Here is a 20,035-nt window from a genome sequence, read left to right as displayed (position 1 = left end):
GGCGCGGGGTGCCTGGTGGGGCCCCGCGGCCTGGCCCGGTGCGCTTTACCGGGCCTTGCGGGCCAGGTGTTGCAAGGGGGCCGGGGGCCACAGGGGCGGTTGCAGCGGGGTGCCGAGTTGTTCCGCGGCGCGGCGGACGGCGCCGGTGAGCAGGGCCAGGTCGGTGGGGCCCTTGCCGCCGCCCACCGGGGTCGGGCGACGGGCCAGGCGGTTGCCCATCTCCTGCCACTCCTGGCGGACCACGGTGGGGCGCAGGGTGGCCGTGCGCGGCATCCGGCCGGTCACCCGGCCGGCCTGGAACGGGACGACGGCGCCGTCCCGGCCGCGCACGAAGCCGCGCCCGGGATAGTCCTCGTCCACGCCCGCCGCGTCCTCGACGTCGATCAGCACGCGCGAGGCCTGCGGATCGTCCACCCGCAGGGCGATCCGCAGTTCGGCACCCGCCGCGGCCTCGATCTCCGGGGTCCGGGCGGGCTGACCGGTGGTCACCAACAGGTGCACGCCGTGCGCGCCGCCGCGATGGGCCACGTCGGCGAGGCTCTTGACGAAGCCGGGGTACGCCTCGGCCAGCAGGTCTATGTCGTCCACCGCCACCACGAGCCGGGGCAGCGGCCGGTCCGGTCCGGCCCGGTACGCCTCGAACGGCGTGCCGCGCAACAGCCCCTCACGGCGGTCCAGTTCGTCCCGCACGGCGGCGACCGCGTCGCCGGCGGCCGGGATCTCCGCGTCGGTGAGGTGTCCCACCACGTGCGGCAGCTCGGACAGCCCCTCCGGGCCGTGCACCAGCGCGATGGCGAGCTCGTCCGGCCGATTGGCCACCGCGAGTGAACACAGCACGGACGCGAGCAGTTCGGAGCGGCCGGAGCCCGCGGCGCCGCCGATCACCACGTGCGGCCCGTCGGTGGACAGGTCCACGGTGACCGGGCCGCGCGCGTCCGAGCCGAGCACCGCGCGCGGCGAGCGGCCCGCCTCGCGCCAGCCCGCGAGCAGTTTGGCGGGGGTGAGCAGGTCCAGGTTGAGCAGGTCCAGGAGCCGGACCGACTCCGGCAGCGGCGAGGTGACCCGGCGGGTGGCCTCGCGCAACGGGGCCAGGGCGCGGGCGAACCGGTCCGCCCACGCGGGCGACACCGCGTCCGCGACCACGTCCTCGACGCGCCGGGTACCCGGCCCGATCAGGTCGATCCGGGTACCGACCTCGCCGGCGACGTGCGCGACCGCGGAGCACTGCGGCGGCAGTTCCTCGGCCCGCTCGTCCAGGCACAACGCGTGCACGCCGGCCGCGGGCCCCTCGACCAGGAGCCGGACGATCTCCGGGCGGGCGGCCAACCGGCCCGCGCCGTCCAGGACCACCACCGTGCGCCGGACCGGGACCCGCTCGGCGGTGTCGATCCGGTCCAGCAGCTCGCCCGCGCGGGCCCGCACCTGATCCGCGCCCAGGCCGACCAGGAGCCGGCAGTCCTGACCCTCGCCCGGCCGCAGGTGCGGCAACCAGCGGGCCCAGGACCAGTCGGCGGCGGTGCCCGGGTCGGCGCACAACACGACCAGTTCCACATCCTGCGGTCCGTGCAGTCCGGCGAGTTGGGCCACCACCGAGCGGGCCAGGCCCAGCAGTCGGGGGCGGTGTCCGGTCAGGCCGAGCACGGTGTCCTTGAGCGAGACGGTGACCGGGACCGAGAACGCGGTCAGTCGGCGCTCCTCGCCGCCCGCGCCGGCCACGGTCGAGGGTTCCACCAGGGTCACCCGCGAGGGCAGGTCGCCGACGCCCAGACGCACGCCGAGCGCCTCGGGGTGGCCGGCCGCGCGCTCCCACAACCGGCCCGCCGGGCCGGGCTCGCCGGTGGCCAGCGCGTCCAGGAGCAGAGTCGCCGGGTCGGGCGACTGGTCCCGTCGCCAGCGCACCTCGTCGAGCAGCGCCGAGCGGGCGGCCGCCTCGATCGTCTCCCGCTCGGTTCCGGCGGCCCGGCGGCGCAGCGCGAACGGGCGGCGCCGGCCCGCCGTCTCCTCGGGCAGTTCGAAGCGGGCGCGGGCGGGCACCGGCAGTTGCGCGCGGGCGGTGCGGCGCACCTCGATGTGTCCGGTGCCGTCGGCCCGGGCGCGGGCTCCGGAGCCGTCCTCGGGCGAGCCGTAGGGCGGCGGCAGGAAGGTCTGGAGGGTGGATTCGCCGACCCGCAGCAGCGAGCCCGGCGGCAGGTCGATCGGTTCGCGGCCGATCGGCATCCCGTCCACGGTGGTGCCGTTGGTCGAGCCGAGGTCGGCGACTCGGATCCGGCCGGGCTCTATCCACAACTCGGCGTGCAGGCGGGACAGGTCGGGGTCGCCCAGGCGCACCTCGGCCTCGGGCGCGCGGCCGATCCGTACCCCGCCCTGGTGCAGCAGGTGCACGCCGCCCGCGTCCGGCCCGCCGACCACCCGCAACTGCGGGGATCCGGCCGAGGGCGAGGGGGAGCCGAGCGCGTCGACGGTGATCAGCGCGCCGTCCACCAGCGGCGGTCGGCCCACGGGGGTGTCGTCGCGCAGCCGGATGTCGCCCACCCAGAAGCGTTGGCCCTCGGTCCCGGAGGCGGTCCGCAGCGCGCCCGCGATGCCCGCGAACGTCGTCCCGGACGGCGCGGTGACGAGCACGTCGGCGCCCGGTCCGGTCCGCTGCGGTCCGTGCACGGTGAGCCGGATCTGCATGCGCGCCTCCCTCCTCCGAGCAGAAAACAAGAGGCATCCTCGCACCCGCGACCGTCATGTCGCCTACAGCCGGACAGACGATGGATCTTGTCCGAATTTCGACCGGAAAAGACCGGGTCGCCGGCGAATCGCCCGAACGCGATGCCGACGTCGAGTCGCCCCGCGTCATCGAGTATCCGCCGCGCGGGGCCGGCTCGGATCCGGTCCGGGATCGGCCCGAGACCGCCGCGATTCGGCGCCCGATCGCCTCGGGTTCGGCCGCGACGCGGCGAACCGTACCCGGGGCCGATGCGTCTGTAGCCGAGTACCACCTAGGGTGGACGGCAACCCGGCACCACCGCCCAGGTGGCGGACAGGACAGTGGGGAGCGTCGTGGACCGGCCGGTCGGCAGCAAGTATCTGCTTCAGGAAACCCTGGGGCGCGGAGCCAGTGGCACCGTCTGGCGCGCGAGCGTGCGCGATTCGGGCGAGACGGTCGCGGTCAAGGTGCTGCGCGAGGAGTTGGGCACCGACCCGGATGTGGTCACCCGCTTCCTGCGCGAGCGCTCGCTGCTGCTCAATCTGCGCCACCCCAACCTCGTGCACGTACGCGACCTCGTCGTCGAGGGCGAGACGCTCGCCCTGGTGATGGACCTGATCGACGGCCCCGACCTGCGCACCTACCTGCGGGACAACGGCCCGTTGCCGCCGGCCGCCGCCGCCCTGACGATGGCTCAGATCTGCGACGCACTGAGTGTGACGCACGCGGACGGGGTGATCCACCGGGACCTGAAACCGGCCAACATCATGCTCGCCCGCAACGGCGACTCGCTCTACCCGATGCTGACCGACTTCGGCATCGCCCGGCTCGCCGACTCGCCCGCGCTCACCCGCACCCACGAACTCGTCGGCACCCCCAGCTACGTCGCGCCGGAGACCGCCGAGGGCCGACCGCTCACCCCGGCCGTGGACGTCTACGCCGCGGGTGTCGTGCTCTACGAACTCGTGGCCGGCCACCCGCCCTTCCGGGACACCAACCCGATCGCGCTGCTGCACCACCACCTGACCGAGGCGCCGACCCGCCCGGTCGGCATGCCCGACGCGTACTGGCTGATCACCGAGCGCTGCCTGGCCAAGCAGCCCGAGATTCGGCCGGACGCGGCGGGCCTGGGCCGCGCGCTGCGGCTGGCCGCCGACATCGTCGCCGGCGTACGGCCCGACGACGGCACGCTCGCCCAGGTGCTGGCCGCGAGCGCGTTCGGCGCCCGACCCGGCGCCGGCGACCCCACCCGGGTCATTTCGCAGGCGCAGGGCGGCTATCCCGCGCCGCCGCCCGCACCACCGAGCACGCCGCCGCCGAGCCCGCCCAACGCGACCCGGGTGATGAGCACGCAGCCGCCCGGCTATCCGCAGCCGCCTCGGAACCACCCGCCGCAACCGGCGTACGCCGAGCCGGTGCGACAGGCCGCCGCGCCGCCCGCCCCGCCGCCGCTCGCCGATTCCGGGCCGCCGCCCCCGCCCCCGCCGCCGCGCTACCGGCGCGAGGAGGCACCCGAACGCGAGCCGCGCCGCCGGGAACGGGCGGCGCGCGAGCCGAGGGAGCGCGAGCCGGAGCGGCGCGAGCGCGAGCCGCGCAGGCGACGCGGGTTCCGGCTGACCAGCATCCCGGGCGTGGGCTGCACCATCGGCTGCCTGCTCCGGCTGGTGATCATGGGCGCGATCCTGTTCGCCATCTACTGGTTCAGCCCGCTGCGCGACTGGGTGAACTCCGCTATCGACTGGTTCGATACCGTTCGAGGCTGGTACGACAGCGTCAAGGACTTCGTCTCCGGCAACGACGGCGGCGGCGGTGACACCAAGAACTGACGCATAGTCATCCCCCGGTCGCCCGTGTCGAGGACGACCTCGTACACGCCGTCCTGCCCGACGGTCCCCGGATCCGGGGGCCGGCCGCGTAGGGTGCGGTCGGGGAAGTCCGCTGTGAGCACCACGCTCGCTGGGTCCACGGAGCTGCTTTGGCACGCAAGATCGGTAGCCGATACGTCGCCCTGAAGGTGCTCGGGCGCGGCGCCAGCGGGACCGTCTGGCAGGGCGAGGGACCCGAGGGACCCGTCGCGATCAAGCTGCTGCGCGAAGACCTCGCGTCCGACCAGGTGTTGGTCGCGCGCTTCGTGCAGGAGCGCACCGCGCTGACCAGCCTGGACCACCCCAACATCGTGGGCGTGCACGACCTGGTCGTGGACGGTACCGACCTCGCGCTGGTGATGGACCTGGTGATCGGTCCCGACCTGCGCGCCCGGCTGGAGCGCGAACGTGTGCTCACCCCCCGACTGGCGGCCGCGATCGTGGCCGACGTCGCGGACGGGTTGTCCGCCGCGCACGCCGAGGGCGTGATCCACCGCGACGTCAAACCCGAGAACATCCTGATCGACAACTCGGCCGGCATCTCCCGGGCCCGCCTCACCGACTTCGGCATCGCCCGCCTGGTCGACGCGCCGCGCCGCACCCGGGCCACCCGGATCATCGGCACGCCCGACTACCTGGCGCCCGAGATCATCGAGGGGCTGCAACCCACCGCCGCCGTGGACGTGTACGCGCTGGCCACCGTCCTGTACGAACTGCTCACCGGGTGGACGCCGTTCGGCGGCGGGCATCCCGGCGCGGTGTTGCGCCGGCACGTCACCGAACCGGTGCCGGGCATCCCCGGCCTGCCGGACCCGCTGGCCGCGGTGCTGGCATCCTGCCTGTCCAAGGCGCCCGCCGCCCGGTTGACCGCCCGCGAGTTCGGCGAACGGCTGCGCTCCGCGCTGCCCGCGCTGATCGGCCTGCCCGCGTTCGACGTGCCCGACCCCAACGGGAACGTCGGCCGCCAGGACACCCCCGTACCGCGCCCGGCGGGCGTGGTCCCGCTGGTCTCGGGCACCTCGGAGGCCGCCGACGGCAGCCGGGACACGCACACCAACCTCACCCGCCCGGTGTTCGACGACGCGGCCCCGGTGCAATCGCACCGCCGCGGCAAGCCGGCCCGCCGCGCCGGCGCCGCGCGCCGCCGACTGATCCTGGTGATCTGCGGGGTGCTCGCCATCGCGGCGGTCTGCGCGGTCGCGGTGTGGTTCACCCGGGACAAGGGCACCCCGACCCGACCCGCCGGGCAGACCTCCGGCGTCACGGGGCAGGCGACCCCGGGGCCCGCGGGCGGTTCGGGCGGGCCCGCTCCGCAGCGCGCCGGCGGCGGCTACGCGTGGCCCGCGTTCGTGCCGCTGCCCGCCGCGCCCGTGCTGCTCCAGGGCGGCCCGGCGGCGGCCCGGGCGGACGCCGAACACGCCTGGGTGGTGCAGCGCGACGGCGAGGGCGGCCTCTGGTACATCGGCGGTGAAGGCCCGCGCTGGGGGGAGTGGCGCCGGCTGCCCACCTTCCGCACCACCGACGATCCCGCCGCGGTCAGCGCCGCGCCCGGACGACTGGACGTGTTCGCGGTCGGCGCGACCGACAAGCTGCTCTACCGCTCGACCCTGGCCGACGGCCGGTTCGGCGAGTGGACCAGGACGGACGCCAAGACCAAGCTCGGCGGCGCGCCCGCCGCGGTCGCCACCGGCGATCGCATCGACATCGTCGCGCGCACGAGCACCGACGGCCTGGCCGCCGGATCGCTCACCGGGACCTCCTGGAGCGGCTTCACCACGGTGCCCAGCGCGGGCCGGATCGAGGCCGCGCCCGCGCTCACCGCCGGCGTCCCCGGCACGCTGGCCGCGTTCGTGGTGCGCGCCGGCGACCACGCGGTGCTGCACATCCCCTTCCTCGACGGCACCTGGCGCGAGCCCGAGCGGGTCGGCCTGGCCGCGTCCGCCCGCCCGGCCGCCGCCTACACCCAGGATCGGGGCCTGCTCGTGCTCGCCCGCGACGGCAACGGCCGACTGCTCGGCGCGGTGCCCGGCGAGGGCGGCTGGCGGCCGGTCGACCCGAACACCGCCACCGCCGACGCCCCCGCCGCGACGGCCGCGGGAACCGATCGGGTGGACGTGTACATCCGCGCCGACAACGGCCGGGTCCAGGCCGCCGGGTCGAGTCCGGACCCGGGCTGAGTCCGAGCCCGGGCCGCGATCCACTTAGGATGGTGGCGTGGCTGCCGTTGATCCTTCCGAAGAGCTCAAGTCCGTCGAATCGACCATGACGTCGATCGAGGCCGTCCTCGACCTCGACAAGATGCGGGCCGATGTGGCCGCGCTCAACGAAAAGGCGGCGGCGCCGGATCTGTGGGACGACCCCGAAGCCGCCCAGAAGGTGACCAGCCGGCTCTCCTTCCTGCAGGGCGAACTGCGCCGGGTCGAGGACCTGCGCCGGCGTCTGGACGACGTCAACGTCCTGTTCGAACTCGCCGAGGCCGAGGACGACGCGGACACCCGCACCGAGGCCGAGAACGAGCTCGCGGCGGTGCACAAGGCGGTCGGCGAACTGGAAGTGCGCACGCTGCTCTCCGGCGAGTACGACTCGCGCGAGGCGCTGGTGACCATCCGCTCCGAGGCCGGTGGCGTGGACGCCGCCGACTTCGCCGAGATGCTCCTGCGGATGTACACCCGCTGGGCCGAGCGGCACGGCTACCCGACCGAGGTCTACGACACCTCCTACGCCGAGGAGGCCGGCATCAAATCGGCCACCTTCGCGGTCAAGGTGCCGTACGCCTACGGCACGCTGTCCGTCGAGCAGGGCACGCACCGCCTGGTGCGGATCTCGCCGTTCGACAACCAGGGCCGCCGACAGACCTCGTTCGCGGGCGTCGAGGTGCTGCCGGTCGTCGAGCAGAGCGACCGCGTCGACATCGACGAGTCCGAGCTGCGAGTGGACGTCTACCGCTCGTCCGGTCCCGGTGGCCAGGGCGTCAACACCACCGACTCGGCGGTGCGCATCACGCACATCCCGACCGGCATCGTGGTGTCCTGCCAGAACGAGCGCTCGCAGATCCAGAACCGCGCGTCCGCGATGGCGGTGCTCTCGGCCAAGCTGCTCGAGCGCCAGCGCCAGGAGGAGCAGGCCCGGATGAACGCGCTCAAGGGCGAGGGTTCGTCCTGGGGCAACCAGATGCGTTCGTACGTCCTGCACCCGTACCAGATGGTCAAGGACCTGCGCACCGAATTCGAGGTGGGCAACCCGCAGTCGGTGCTCGACGGCGAAATCGACGGCTTCATCGAGGCCGGAATCCGCTGGCGCAAGCAGCAGCAGACCGCCGCCGCGTAGTCGCCGCGAACGGCGGAGCCCGCCGAGCGAAAAGCCGGGGCATACCCGATTCACGAGCACGAAGACCCCCGCGTATTCGCGGGGGTCTTCGTGTTGTGACGCGTTGCGCTTTCGTGCCGATTTTCGCGGCGAATCGGGAATTAACCCCGCAACCCTCTCCGAACGCCCTTGACGCGGCATCCACCCGGTTACCAGTCTGAACGGCGGCATTGCCGCGACGCATCCGATCGGAGTCCGGGGCGCATCCACGGATGGCACGGGCGCGCGTCGAAGCGATGCCCAACGGCGTTTGGGACCCCACCCGCGCCGGCGCGGATACGGGGATCCCACCAACTGGGGGTTAATTGATGACAACCAAAATGCGCGTCCGGACGGCACGGATAGCCGCCGCCGCGCTGTTCGCGGCGGGCGCGTCCTTCGCGGTCGCGGGCGTCGCGAGCGCGGCGGACCCGGGTCCGGACGACGGGTGCGAGCAGACGCACACGTGCCCGCCCGGCGAGACCTCCGGCAGCACGACCGGTACGACCACCGGCACTACCACGGGTACGACCACCGGCGGCACCGTCGTGGGCGCGACCACCGGCGGCACGATCGTGGGCGCCACGACCGGGACCACGACGGGCTCGACCACGGGCACGACGACGTCCGGTTCGACCACGGGCACGACCACGTCGGGCTCGACCACGGGCGAGACCACGTCGGGCTCGACCACGGGCACCACCACCTCCGGTTCGACCACGGGCACCACCACGTCGGGTTCGACCACGGGTGAGACCACGTCCGGTTCCACCACGGGCACGACCACGTCGGGTTCGACCACGGGTACGACGACGTCCGGTTCGACCACGGGCACCACCACGTCGGGCTCGACCACCGGCACGACCAGCTCGGGCAGCTCGAGCGGTACGTCCTCCGGCTCGCAGGGCACCTCGGCCGGATCCACGGGGACCTCCTCCTCGGGCTCCACGAAGGGCAACTCGGGCGGTTCCGGGACCACCACGAAGGGCAACTCGGGCGGCAGCACCGGTGGCGGCAACACGTGTGACGCCACGCACGCCACCGGCGGGCTCGACCTGAACTGCGGCGGCGACGGGAACACCCGGACGAGCAGCGGCAACGGCGACCAGCAGAACGCCCCCGTTCGCGACTTCGGCGGCGGCGACACCGCTCCGGCGGCGCAGCAGCCCGCCAACAAGGAACTGGCCTCGACCGGCTCCGGCGCCAACATGGCGTTCCTGGTCGTCGGCGGCGCCGCGATGGCGGCCGGTGGCTTCACCTTCACCGTGCTGCCGGCGCGGCTCAAGCGCCGTCAGCAGGCCTCCGCGGCCTGAGTCGAAGACTTGTGCCCCGGCGCGGCGGTGCCGGGGCACTGAATCCGCCGTCCAGCCGTTCCGGGCCGGGCGCACCGCGTCATCGCGAGTGTGTCTGTGAAACGGTCGGCTCGGAATCACGGACGGTGGGCGGCACCGCGGTACGACGTCGGGCCCTGTGCCCGGCCTCGACAACGGGGCGCCCGCTCGGATCGGTCCGCGTCGGACAGCTGCCGACAACGCCCGATCCGGGTTCCGGAAGCCGCGGAACGCCGCTGTACGACGCGAAGGCCCTGGGGGCACCCAGGGCCTTCGTGTCGTTTCGGGGGTTGTGGGGGTCCTGCTCGGGCGAGCGGGGCCGCGTCCGGCTCGGCTCCGGGGCCCGCTTCCGGTCCGGTGACTCGTACTCCGGCGGCTCAGCCGCCCACGCGGGCCAGCAGCAGCGCGCACACCAGGACGAGCAGTGCGAGTGCCGCGAGCATCGCGGGTTGGAGATTGAGTCCACCGGAGCGCTGGAGCCGTTCACGACTGGCCCGGCACGTCGGGCAGCGACCCTCCGCGACCAGGCCGGCACAGTTCGCGCACACCAGGCGGTCCAAGGTCATCTCGACGCCTCCGCCTCGATTGCTCCGCTATCACGCATCGACACCCATAACGCTCACGACGCGGTGGGAAGTTCCCGTCCCCTTCCACTGTGCCGCTTACACTCACGGAATGGCCATGCCCCACGACCACTCCGTTCGAGCCTGGGCGCCCGGCTCGCGACGGCGTGGTCCCTTGGCCACACCTGTGCCCCCGGCCGGATGCCCCGCCCCCTACACTGGCGCACCGTGATGCAACCGTGATCCGATTCGACAACGTCAGCAAGACCTACCCGAAGCAGCCGCGCCCCGCGTTGCACGACGTCTCCCTCGAAGTGGAGAAGGGTGAGTTCGTCTTCCTCGTCGGGTCCTCGGGCTCGGGTAAGTCCACCTTCCTGCGGCTGGTCCTCAAGGAGGAGCGGCCGTCCCTAGGCAACATCTTCGTGGCGGGCAAGGACCTCGGCCGGTTGTCCAACTGGAAGGTGCCGGCGCTGCGCCGCCAGGTGGGCACCGTCTTCCAGGACTTCCGCCTGCTGCCCAACAAGACGGTTTATCAAAACGTCGCGTTCGCGCTCGAGGTGATCGGCAAGCCCCGAGGCACGATCCGCAAGGTGGTACCGGAGGTTCTGGACCTGGTGGGGCTGGGCGGCAAGGAGGACCGCATGCCCGGCGAGCTGTCCGGTGGTGAGCAGCAGCGTGTGGCGATCGCCCGTGCCTTCGTGAACCGGCCGATGATCCTGATCGCCGACGAGCCGACCGGCAACCTCGACCCGCAGAACAGCGTCGGCATCATGAAGCTGCTCGACCGGATCAACCGGACGGGCACCACGATCCTGATGGCCACGCACGACCAGGCGATCGTGGACCAGATGCGCAAGCGCGTGATCGAGCTGGAGCAGGGCCGCCTGGTCCGCGACCAGTCTCGCGGCGTGTACGGCTACCAGCACTGATCCACCGGACCACCACGGCGCGGCAGTCCGGCCGCGCCCCTAGCGACTAGGACATCATGCGCGCCCAGTTCGTCCTCTCGGAGATCGGAGTCGGTCTCCGCCGGAACCTGACCATGACGATCGCGGTGATCGTCAGTGTCGCGCTGTCCCTCACGCTGGCCGGAGCGGGTGCGCTGCTGCGGGTTCAGGTGAACGAGATGAAGGACTTCTGGTACGACCGGGTCGAGGTCTCGATCTTCCTGTGCGGCAAGAGCGACCACGACGCCGGATGCGCGGGCGGCGAGGTGTCCAACGAGCAGCGCGAGGCGATCCGCGCCGAGCTCAGCCGGATGCCGCTCGTGGAGAAGACGTACCAGGAGACCAAGCAGGAAGCGTTCCAGCACTTCAAGGAGCAGAACAAGGAATCCCCGCTCTCCGGCAGCGTCACCGCCGACCAGTTGCCGGAATCCTTCCGGGTCAAGCTCAAGGACCCGACCAAGTACGACGTCGTGGCGAGCGCGTTCGCCGGACGGCCGGGCGTGCAGTCCGTCCAGGACCAGCGCAAGATCCTGGAGCCGTTCTTCAAGCTGCTCAAGAACGCGCAGTACGCGGCCTACGGCGTGATGGGATTCATGCTCCTGGTGGCGATCCTGCTGATCGTCAACACGGCGCGGGTGTCCGCGTTCAGCCGGCGGCGGGAGACCGGCATCATGCGGCTCGTCGGCGCGTCGAACCTGTACATCCAATTGCCGTTCATCATGGAATCCGCCATCGCCGGCCTGCTGGGCGGTGTGCTGGCCTCCGGCCTGTTGAGCACCGGGTTCTTCTTCGGTGTCGAGAAGGGCCTCGGTCAGCAGTTCAACGCGTTCGAGTTGATCGGATGGGGACCGGTGCTGGCGACCCTGCCGCTCTTGATCCTCTTCGGGGTGCTGATGTCCGCGATCGCGTCGTTCTTCACACTCCTGAAGTACCTCAAGGTCTGATCCGGGATCCGTTCGCGGAACTCGACCCGACGGCCTCGACGGCCCCGTTCCGCCGGTGCGGAACGGGGCCGTCGAACGTCTGTACGCGGCCGGACGGGTTCGTATTACTTCCATACCGGTGTGGGTCGTGGCAATTCCTGGCAATTACGCGTTTCTTGTGATCATGCGCAGAATTCGGACCAGGCGACTCGGCTTCTCCGCGCTCGTGGTGATCACGGCCGCGGTCGGTTTCGTGCCCGCGTACGCCGACGGCGACGACGGTGACGTGCGGGCCCGCCGGCAGCGGGCCGACGTCGCGGCCCGGGACATGCGGGCCGACCTGGACGCGTCACTGGCCCGCCTGGCGACCGCGGAGACCGCGTACGCCGAGGCCGAGGCTGCCGGGCCGGGCGCACGGGCCGCCCTCGAGGCGGCTCGGGCGCGCGTGGCCGAGGCGCGGGCCCGGACGGCCGACCTGAGCCACGGCGTGGAGCTGGCGGAGGCCGCGGTGCGCACGGCGGAGGCCGAGCTGCACGACGTGGCGGCCTCGACCCAGGCGGTGCGCGACGACGTCACCCGGCTGGTGGGCCGGGCGTACCGCAACGGCGCGATGGCGCAGTTGTCGATGATCCTGCGCGCGCAGACCCCGGCGGAGCTGCTCAGCAGCCTCCAGGGCTACCGGCAGATGCTTCAGGCGGACCACGAGACGATCGCCCGGCTGGAGCGCACCCGGGACGCGATCGACGCCCGCCGGGCCGAGCTGGAGCGGCGTCGCGCGGAAGCCCGGGTGCGGCACACCGAGGCCACTCGCCAGCTCGCCGAGGTGGTCGCCCTGGAGAAGACCGCGACCGACGCGGAGGCGAGGGTGGCCGCGCTGGCGAAGCAGCGCGAGGCCGCGCTGGCGACCGCGCGCGAGGAGAAGGCGGCCGACCAGCAGCGCTACGAGGCGATCCGGTCCGAGCAGAAGCGGTTGACCGAGCTGGCGAACCGGAGCAACGCGCCGGCGGGCCGACCGGCCTCGTCCGCGAAGCAGGGCGGTGCGCTCTCCTATCCGGTGCGCGGGCCGGTCAGCTCCGGCTTCGGGACGCGCTACCACCCGATCCTGGAGTACACCAAGCTGCACACCGGCACCGACTTCGCCGTGCCCCGGGACACCTCGGTGGCCGCCGCCCGCGAGGGCACGGTGGTGCAGACCGGCTACAACGCGGCGTACGGCTACCGCGTGGTGCTCTCGCACGGGCGGGTCGGGGGGGTCGCGCTGACCACGACGTACAACCACCTGTCCCGGATCGCGGTGCGCGAGGGGCAGCGGGTGGCCCGCGGCGATCAGGTCGGCCGGTCCGGCAACACCGGCTGGTCCACCGGCGCGCACCTGCATTTCGAGGTGCTCGTGGACGGCGAGTTCGTCGACCCGGCGCTGTGGTTGTGAGAGCGGACCCGGGGCGGCGCCGGAATCGGCTCCGAAAGGCCGGCCACCCGGGCGGGTAATGAGCTTGCGGCCATGCGCGAGAATGCAGGGATCATGGCGAAAGAGACCGGGCGCAAGCTCATCGCGCAGAACAAGAAGGCGCGGCACGACTACCTCATCGAGGACACCCTCGAAGTCGGCCTCGTCCTGACCGGCACCGAGGTCAAGTCGTTGCGAGCCGGCAAGGCGTCCCTGGTGGACGGCTACGCGAGCATCGACGGCGGCGAGGTGTGGCTGCACAACGTGCACATCTCGGAGTACTCGCAGGGCACGTGGACGAACCACACGGCGCGGCGCAAGCGCAAGCTGCTGCTGCACCGGCACGAGATCGAGAAACTGGTCCAGGCGACCCAGGAGACCGGTCACACCCTCGTGCCGCTGAGCCTGTACTTCAAGGACGGTCGGGCCAAACTCGAACTGGCGCTGGCCAAGGGCAAGAAGAACTACGACAAACGACAGACCCTGCGCGAACAGCAGGACCGGCGCGAGACGGAGCGCGTGATGTCGAAGTACGTGCGCGGCCGTCGAGGGTGACCCGCCGGGAATGAAGTGGACCGGTCCGACGTTGCACCGTACGATGTGGCTGGTTCGGGCCGAGCAAGTGTGGCGGTTCGGGCCGTCGAGCAGGGCACCAGGGTTCCTCGGAGCCTCGGTGGTTGCTTGAAAACTCAATAGGGGGTGATCGGTTTCGACTGCGGCTGTCGAAGCAGAGGAAGCGAGCCGAGGAAGCGACAATGATCTCGTTAACCACCTGTCGCAAACAAATAATCGCCGATAACAAGCGCGATTCCTTCGCCCTCGCTGCCTAAGCGAGTATCCGAAGGTGTCAGACCGGGTGCGTCCCCGCCCCGGACCCTGGCATAATTTAGGGGACTCCACCGCAAGACCCGGTTACGGGGTCGTGCGGGACAAAAAACAGTAACTGGGCCCGTCGGTGTCTTGTCCACGTGAACACCGGGGCCGAGAAAATCGTTGTGGACTGCGCTCGGAGAAGCTCTGGTTCCGCACCGTAGGACGCGGGTTCAATTCCCGCCACCTCCACCCCTGTTGACGAGAAGGCCCGGTGTGCTCGCACACCGGGCCTTCTCGCGTGTGTCACCCGTCGACCGGGTCACCCGTCGTCGCTCGCGCCGAGCAGCGCGCGAACGCCCGCCTTGAAGTCGGCCTCCGAGGTGTGGCCCAACACCGTGCGCTGGATCGTGAAGCCCTGGAGCAGCGCCATCACGGCCAGTGCGACGACCTTGGGATCCGCGGTCGAGGGCAGTGCGCCGGCGTCGAGGTGCAGCGCGCAGACCGCGACGAGGCGATCGAGTACGGCGTCGTACTCGGCCCGCACGTGCGCCCCCAGTCGCGGGTCGCGGATGGCCTCGCCCCAGACCTGGATCGCCACCCGGCCGATGCCCTCCCGGCCGTCGAGTTCGACGACGGCGTCGACGAGCCGGTCCAGGGTCGTCGCGAGCGAGGGCAGCCCGACGTCCCCTTGCCGCAGTGTCTGCGGGTCCGGCAGCGCGGCGGCCACCGCCCGCAGCGCGTCGGTGCAGCAGGCGGCGATCAGTTCGTCCTTGCCCTTGAAGTAGCGATAGACCGCGCCCGCGGACAGCCCGGCCTCGGCGAAGACGTCGGGCATCGACGTGCGGTGGAAACCGTTGCGCGCGAAGCAGCGCCGCGCGGCCTCCAGGATCTGGCGGTGGCGGGCGTCGAGGTGTTCCTGGCTGACCTTGGGCATGGGTCGATAATAAAACGAACATTCGTCTTGACAGTACGCCGGCGCGCGCCGAGGATCGGATTCATCGACCGATGAATTGCCGGATCCCGATCGGGGATCGTGCGCGAGGGAGCGTGGAGTCGCCATGTCGCACAACGCCTCGGAGGAGCTGACTCCGGGAACGGCCGAAGGGGCGGTGCCCGCGCGGTCGGGGGCGGACCCGACGTCGGCGCCGCCGAGCGCGCGACCGACGTCGCCGGTGCGGATCGCGGCCGGGGTCGCGGTGGGGCTCGTGGTTCTGCAAATGCTGATGGTGACGCTCTTCGCGTGGCCGGGTGCCCGCAGCCGGCCGCAGGACCTGCCGATCGCCGTGGCGGGCGCGCCGGCCGAGGCGGGCGCGCTGACCGATCGCCTCGAACGCGCGCATCCGGGCGCGTTCACGGTGCACGCGGTGGCCGACGAGGCGGCGGCGCGGGCCCGGATCGAGGATCGCCGGGACTACGGCGCGATCGTGCTCGGCCCGGACGGGCCGCGCCTGCTGACCGCCTCCGCCGCGAGCGCCACCGTGGCGCAGTCGCTGCCGCGATACGTGGCCGCGGTGAGCGAGGGCCGGCCGGTGCCCGTGGTCGACGTCGTACCGGCTCCCGCGGACGATCCGCGTGGTGCGGGCCTGAGCGGTGCGGTGCTGCCGCTCGTGTTGACCGGGATGTTCAGCGGGATCTTCCTGACCCTGTTCGTGCCCCGACTGCGGCTGCGGCTGGCGGGAGCGGCACTGTTCGCCGCGCTGGGCGGGCTCGCGGCCACGGGATTGCTCCAGGGGTGGGTCGGCGCGCTGTCGGGCCCCTACGTGGTCGACGCCGGAGCCGTGGCGCTGCTGCTGCTCGCCGTCAACCTGCCGATCGTCGGCCTGGCCGCGGTGCTGGGCAGGCCGGGCATCGCGCTCGGCGCGGTCACCATGTTCCTGATCGGCAATCCGCTGTCGGGCGCCACGAGCGCACCGGAACTGCTTCCCCGGCCCTGGGGCACGTTCGGCCAACTGCTGCCGCCCGGCGCGGGCGGCAATCTGCTGCGCTCGACCGCCTTCTTCGACGGCAACGGCGCGGGCGAACACCTCGTGGTGCTCGGCGCGTGGATCGCCCTGGGCGCCGTGCTCTCGGCCGCGAGCGGCCTCGGGCGAACGCGCGCGGAATGAGCCTCACCGGGGCCGACTCGCCGACGAGCGCCGGACCGCGGTCGGTGAGCGGCGCGAGGCGCGAGGCGCGAGGCGCGAGACGCGCGTCGGGCGGCGCGCCTCGGGGTCGGGGGAGTGCCGGCGGGACGAGGCCGCGCGGAGGCCGCGCATACGAAACCGGCGGCCCCTGGGGGACCGCCGGTGTGTGATGTCGAGGACACCGACCCGCCAATGCTCGCCTCTCGGCAAGTGGTCCCTCGTAGGGACTAATGGTTGGGCCCGGGGGCTTGGATCGAGCCGGTGTCGTGGAACAGCGTAACCGACCCGCCGCCCGGCGCCGGATCGAACGGCGAAGGACGAGGATCACAGTTTGCGGCGGCGCCCGGCCCGGGTAGGGCGGGCGCCCGGGACGGCCCGCGGCCCCGCTCCTGTCCACGAAGTGAGACCATCGGGAGCGATGCGGCGCCGTGGCAGACGGGGTGCCGCAGCGATCGGAGGAGAAAGAGTTCATGCCCGCAGCGCCCAGCGCCTCGTACTCGATCACGGCTCGACTGGAGGTCCCCGCGGGGGGCCGATCGGTCAGTCGACTCACCAACACGGTCGAATCCGCCGGGGGGTCGATCACCGCGCTCGACGTCACCGCGTCCGGCCACGAGCGCCTGCGGATCGACGTCACGATCGCCGCGACCTCGACGGATCACGCCGACCGGCTCGTGGAGGCGGTCCGGGAGATCGAGGGGGTCACCCTCGGCAAGGTCTCGGACCGAACCTTCCTGATGCACCTCGGCGGCAAGATCGAGATGCAGTCCAAGCATCCGATCCGCAACCGTGACGACCTGTCGATGATCTACACCCCGGGCGTGGCGCGGGTGTGCATGGCGATCGCGGAGAACCCGGACGACGCGCGCCGGCTGACCATCAAGCGCAACACCGTCGCGGTGGTCACCGACGGCTCCGCGGTGCTCGGCCTGGGCAATATCGGCCCCAAGGCCGCGCTGCCGGTGATGGAGGGCAAGGCGGCCCTGTTCAAGCGCTTCGCCGGGATCGACGCGTGGCCGATCTGCCTGGACACCCAGGACCCGGACGAGATCGTCCGGGCCGTCCAGGTGATGGCGCCGGGCTTCGCCGGGATCAACCTGGAGGACATCTCCGCGCCGCGCTGCTTCGAGATCGAGCGCCGGCTGCGCGAGACGCTGGACATCCCGGTCTTCCACGACGACCAGCACGGCACCGCGATCGTGGTGCTCGCCGCGCTCACCAACGCGCTGCGGGTGGTCGGCAAGAAGATCGAGGATGTGCGCATTGTCATGTCCGGCGCGGGCGCGGCGGGCACGGCGATCCTCAAACTGCTCCTGTCCGCGGGCGCCGGCCACGTGGTGGTCGCGGACGTCCGGGGTGTGGTGCACACCGGTCGCACCGACATGGGCGAGGACCTGCGCTGGATCGCCGAGCACACCAACGAGCGGGGCCTCACCGGCACGCTCAAGGAGGCCGTGGTCGGCGCGGACGTCTTCGTCGGGGTGTCGGCGCCGAACGTACTCGCCGGCTCCGACATCGCCGCGATGGCGCCGGACTCGATCGTGTTCGCGCTGGCCAACCCGGATCCCGAGGTGGATCCGGCGACGGCCCTGGAGCACGCCGCGGTGGTCGCCACCGGCCGCAGCGACTTCCCCAACCAGATCAACAACGTGCTGGTCTTTCCGGGTGTCTTCCGCGGTCTGGTGGACGCGCAGAGCCGGCACATCACCAACGACATGCTGCTCGCCGCCGCGCGGGCGCTGGCGTCGGTGGTCTCCGACGACGAAGTCAACCCGAACTACATCATTCCGAGTGTTTTCCACCCGGAGGTGTCCGCCGTGGTGGCCGCGGCGGTGCGGGACGCGGTGTTGGCGGAGCGTCAGAACCCTGCGGGATGATCGTCGTACTGTCCGTACGTATCCCGGTTGCAGGGGCCCCCTAACGGCCCCGTAATCTGCCGGAACCGCGAAATCACGGGGCTTTCCCAGTGATTTGGCGTGTCCTTGATTAGCTTCCGGGCATGGATGAGTGCAGGATTCGTCCCCGGGGCAAGAACAGCGAGTTGGACTGAACCACGTTTGCGACCACGTTCCGTGGTCGTCGGCGGAGGTCAGCAAGACACGGGAGTGACACATGAACCGCAGTGAGCTGGTGGCCGCCCTCGCGGAGCGCGCCGACGTGACCCGCAAGGACGCGGATGCCGTACTGAGCGCGCTCGCCGACGTCGTCGGCGAGATCGTCGCCAAGGGTGACGAGAAGGTCTCCATCCCGGGCTTCCTCACCTTCGAGCGCACCCACCGCGCCGCCCGCACCGCGCGGAACCCGCAGACCGGTGACCCGATCGACATCCCGGCCGGCTTCGGCGTCAAGGTTTCGGCGGGCTCGAAGCTCAAGGCCGCGGCCTCGGGCAAGTAAGTCCGTAGCGCCCCGGTTGAAAACCGGAAGGGCGGCTTCCCCTCGGGGAAGCCGCCCTTCCGGCGTTGTCGGGCCCACCGGGGCCGTTTGCGGGCCTTCCCGGGCCCCTGTGGCCCCGGGAAGAGGGCACTGGGGCGCGAGGAGGCCCGGGAAACGGCTAGGCGACGCTCTCGGCGACCCTTATCGGCAGCTCCACGCGGGCGCCCAGGGCCTCGAGCTTGGCCTGGAAGTCCTCGTAGCCGCGCTCGATCAGATCGATGCCGGTGACCCGCGAGGTGCCCTCGGCGGCCAGCGCGGCGATCAGGTACGAGAAGCCCGCGCGCAGGTCCGGGATGTCCAGGTCGGTCGCGTGCAGCTTGGCCGGCCCGGAGATGACCGCGGAGTGCTGGAAGTTGCGCTGGCCGAACCGGCACGGCGTACCGCCCAGGCACTCGCTGTAGAGCTGGATCGTGGCGCCCATCTGGTTGAGCGCGGAGGTGAAGCCCAGCCGCCGCTCGTAGACCGTCTCGTGCACGATGGACAGGCCGGTGGCCTGGGTCAGCGCGACCACCAGCGGTTGTTGCCAGTCGGTCTGGAAGCCCGGGTGCACGTCGGTCTCCAGCGCGATCGCGTTCAGCGGGCCGCCCGGGTGCCAGAAGCGGATGCCCTCGTCGTCGATCGAGAACGCGCCGCCGACCTGACGGAAGACGTTCAGGAAGGTCATCATGTCCAGTTGGCGGGCGCCGCGGACGTAGATGTCGCCGTGCGTGGCCAGCGCCGCGCAGGCCCAGGACGCGGCCTCCAGGCGGTCCGGCAGGGCGCGGTGGTCGTAGCCGCCGAGCTTGGACACGCCGGTGATCCGGATCACCCGGTCGGTGGTCACCGAGATGATCGCGCCCATCTTCTGGAGCACGCAGATGAGGTCTATGATCTCCGGCTCCACCGCCGCGTTGGACAACTCGGTGGTGCCCTCCGCGCGCACCGCCGCGAGCAGTACCTGCTCGGTGGCGCCCACGCTCGGGAACGGCAGGCTCACCTTGGTGCCCTCGAGGCCGTTGGGCGCCTCGATGTAGAGACCCTCGGGACGCTTGGTGATCACCGCGCCGAACTCGCGCAGCACGCTCAGGTGGAAGTCGATCGGCCGGTCGCCGATCATGCAGCCGCCCAGGTCCGGGATGAACGCGCGGCCCAGCCGGTGCAGCAGCGGTCCGCAGAGCAGGATCGGGATCCGACTCGAACCCGCGTGCGCGTCGATGTCCGCGACGTTGGCCTGCTCGACCTGGGTCGGGTCCATCAGCAACTCGCCCGGCTCGTCGCCCTCGCGCACGGCCACACCGTGCAGTTGCAGCAGGCCCTTGACGATGCGTACGTCGCTGATCTCCGGGACGTTGCGCAGTCGGCTCGGCGCCTCGCCCAGGAGCGCGGCCACCATCGCCTTCGGCACCAGGTTCTTGGCGCCCTTGACGCGAACCTCGCCCTCAAGCGGGGAACCGCCGTGAACCAAGAGCACGTCGTCTTGCATGAATCCTCGCACTTCTGTGGGTACCGAAGCCGACAGGGGAGATGGGCCGACAGCGCTACACGGTAGTCGGACACATACCGCCCCCGTG

At 71.9% G+C, this 20,035-nt stretch carries 15 protein-coding genes and 1 other RNA gene; 11 read left to right on the top strand and 5 right to left on the bottom strand.

Annotation, left to right across the window (positions count from 1 at the left end):
• Positions 1-45: 45 nt before the first annotated feature.
• Positions 46-2,676 (bottom strand): FHA domain-containing protein, encoded by a 2,631-nt coding sequence (locus ACWCPW_RS29830; protein WP_449764672.1) that lies wholly within the window; start codon positions 2,674-2,676, stop codon positions 46-48.
• Between the two features lie 345 nt (positions 2,677-3,021).
• Here ACWCPW_RS29830 and ACWCPW_RS29825 point away from each other — a divergent pair, with 345 nt between their 5' ends.
• The 3 genes from ACWCPW_RS29825 to prfB all read left to right on the top strand — a co-directional run bounded on the left by ACWCPW_RS29825 (position 3,022) and on the right by prfB (position 7,887).
• A complete protein-coding gene (locus tag ACWCPW_RS29825) occupies positions 3,022-4,521 on the top strand; it encodes a serine/threonine-protein kinase (RefSeq protein ID WP_449764671.1) in 1,500 nt (499 codons plus the stop codon).
• A gap of 149 nt (positions 4,522-4,670) precedes the next feature.
• Complete coding sequence (locus ACWCPW_RS29820; RefSeq protein ID WP_449764670.1) at positions 4,671-6,737, top strand: protein kinase domain-containing protein; 2,067 nt, start codon at positions 4,671-4,673, stop codon at positions 6,735-6,737.
• Between the two features lie 37 nt (positions 6,738-6,774).
• Entirely contained in the window at positions 6,775-7,887 is a 1,113-nt protein-coding gene (prfB, locus tag ACWCPW_RS29815; protein WP_395863397.1) for a peptide chain release factor 2, read from the top strand.
• Positions 7,888-8,227: 340 nt separating this feature from the next.
• On the opposite strand, the gene ACWCPW_RS29810 is transcribed toward prfB, so the two are convergent.
• Both ACWCPW_RS29810 and ACWCPW_RS29805 read right to left on the bottom strand, forming a co-directional pair.
• A complete protein-coding gene (locus tag ACWCPW_RS29810) occupies positions 8,228-9,115 on the bottom strand; it encodes a hypothetical protein (protein ID WP_449764669.1) in 888 nt (295 codons plus the stop codon).
• A gap of 498 nt (positions 9,116-9,613) precedes the next feature.
• Positions 9,614-9,802, bottom strand: a complete 189-nt coding sequence (locus ACWCPW_RS29805) for a hypothetical protein (protein WP_402234107.1) — start codon at positions 9,800-9,802, stop codon at positions 9,614-9,616.
• Between the two features lie 236 nt (positions 9,803-10,038).
• Here ACWCPW_RS29805 and ftsE point away from each other — a divergent pair, with 236 nt between their 5' ends.
• The 5 genes from ftsE (at position 10,039) to ssrA (ending at position 14,181) form a co-directional block, all read left to right on the top strand.
• A complete protein-coding gene (gene ftsE, locus ACWCPW_RS29800; protein WP_020553326.1) occupies positions 10,039-10,728 on the top strand; it encodes a cell division ATP-binding protein FtsE in 690 nt (229 codons plus the stop codon).
• A gap of 56 nt (positions 10,729-10,784) precedes the next feature.
• The gene (ftsX, locus tag ACWCPW_RS29795; RefSeq protein WP_449764668.1) at positions 10,785-11,690 is read left to right on the top strand and encodes a permease-like cell division protein FtsX; all 906 of its coding nucleotides are present in this window, start codon (positions 10,785-10,787) and stop codon (positions 11,688-11,690) included.
• A gap of 163 nt (positions 11,691-11,853) precedes the next feature.
• Positions 11,854-13,098, top strand: a complete 1,245-nt coding sequence (locus ACWCPW_RS29790; RefSeq protein ID WP_449764667.1) for a peptidoglycan DD-metalloendopeptidase family protein — start codon at positions 11,854-11,856, stop codon at positions 13,096-13,098.
• Positions 13,099-13,191: 93 nt separating this feature from the next.
• The gene (smpB, locus tag ACWCPW_RS29785; protein WP_406300254.1) at positions 13,192-13,671 is read left to right on the top strand and encodes an SsrA-binding protein SmpB; all 480 of its coding nucleotides are present in this window, start codon (positions 13,192-13,194) and stop codon (positions 13,669-13,671) included.
• A gap of 140 nt (positions 13,672-13,811) precedes the next feature.
• Positions 13,812-14,181, top strand: a transfer-messenger RNA (tmRNA) gene (ssrA, locus tag ACWCPW_RS29780).
• A gap of 67 nt (positions 14,182-14,248) precedes the next feature.
• Here ssrA and ACWCPW_RS29775 read toward each other — a convergent pair.
• Positions 14,249-14,863, bottom strand: coding sequence for a TetR/AcrR family transcriptional regulator (locus tag ACWCPW_RS29775; RefSeq protein ID WP_449764666.1), 615 nt, complete (start codon positions 14,861-14,863; stop codon positions 14,249-14,251).
• 124 nt (positions 14,864-14,987) lie between these two features.
• Between ACWCPW_RS29775 and ACWCPW_RS29770 the strand changes: the two genes are divergently transcribed.
• The 3 genes from ACWCPW_RS29770 to ACWCPW_RS29760 all read left to right on the top strand — a co-directional run bounded on the left by ACWCPW_RS29770 (position 14,988) and on the right by ACWCPW_RS29760 (position 18,446).
• Positions 14,988-16,034: an ABC transporter permease gene (locus tag ACWCPW_RS29770; RefSeq protein ID WP_449764665.1), complete on the top strand. Its 1,047-nt coding sequence runs from the start codon at positions 14,988-14,990 to the stop codon at positions 16,032-16,034.
• 488 nt (positions 16,035-16,522) lie between these two features.
• On the top strand, positions 16,523-17,929 hold the full coding sequence (locus ACWCPW_RS29765) for a malic enzyme-like NAD(P)-binding protein (RefSeq protein ID WP_449764664.1): 1,407 nt from the start codon (positions 16,523-16,525) through the stop codon (positions 17,927-17,929).
• Positions 17,930-18,164: 235 nt separating this feature from the next.
• Positions 18,165-18,446, top strand: coding sequence for an HU family DNA-binding protein (locus tag ACWCPW_RS29760; protein WP_355539945.1), 282 nt, complete (start codon positions 18,165-18,167; stop codon positions 18,444-18,446).
• Between the two features lie 157 nt (positions 18,447-18,603).
• On the opposite strand, the gene murA is transcribed toward ACWCPW_RS29760, so the two are convergent.
• A complete protein-coding gene (murA, locus tag ACWCPW_RS29755; RefSeq protein ID WP_449764663.1) occupies positions 18,604-19,947 on the bottom strand; it encodes a UDP-N-acetylglucosamine 1-carboxyvinyltransferase in 1,344 nt (447 codons plus the stop codon).
• Between the last annotated feature and the right edge of the window lie 88 nt (positions 19,948-20,035).

The organism is Embleya sp. NPDC001921 (genome assembly GCF_053594475.1).
The sequence above is the reverse complement of the archived record's forward strand: the minus strand, read 5'-3'. Positions and strand labels throughout refer to the sequence as shown.

Bases quoted from the DNA above. Each gene is read 5' to 3' on its own strand.
- ACWCPW_RS29830 (WP_449764672.1), bottom strand. From the start codon at position 2,676: ATGCAGATCCGGCTCACCGTGCACGGACCGCAGCGGACCGGACCGGGC.
- ACWCPW_RS29810 (WP_449764669.1), bottom strand. From the start codon at position 9,115: ATGTTGGCGCCGGAGCCGGTCGAGGCCAGTTCCTTGTTGGCGGGCTGC.
- ACWCPW_RS29805 (WP_402234107.1), bottom strand. From the start codon at position 9,802: ATGACCTTGGACCGCCTGGTGTGCGCGAACTGTGCCGGCCTGGTCGCG.
- ftsX (WP_449764668.1), top strand. From the start codon at position 10,785: ATGCGCGCCCAGTTCGTCCTCTCGGAGATCGGAGTCGGTCTCCGCCGG.
- ACWCPW_RS29790 (WP_449764667.1), top strand. From the start codon at position 11,854: ATGCGCAGAATTCGGACCAGGCGACTCGGCTTCTCCGCGCTCGTGGTG.
- smpB (WP_406300254.1), top strand. From the start codon at position 13,192: ATGGCGAAAGAGACCGGGCGCAAGCTCATCGCGCAGAACAAGAAGGCG.
- ACWCPW_RS29775 (WP_449764666.1), bottom strand. From the start codon at position 14,863: ATGCCCAAGGTCAGCCAGGAACACCTCGACGCCCGCCACCGCCAGATC.
- ACWCPW_RS29770 (WP_449764665.1), top strand. From the start codon at position 14,988: ATGTCGCACAACGCCTCGGAGGAGCTGACTCCGGGAACGGCCGAAGGG.
- ACWCPW_RS29765 (WP_449764664.1), top strand. From the start codon at position 16,523: ATGCCCGCAGCGCCCAGCGCCTCGTACTCGATCACGGCTCGACTGGAG.
- ACWCPW_RS29760 (WP_355539945.1), top strand. From the start codon at position 18,165: ATGAACCGCAGTGAGCTGGTGGCCGCCCTCGCGGAGCGCGCCGACGTG.
- murA (WP_449764663.1), bottom strand. From the start codon at position 19,947: ATGCAAGACGACGTGCTCTTGGTTCACGGCGGTTCCCCGCTTGAGGGC.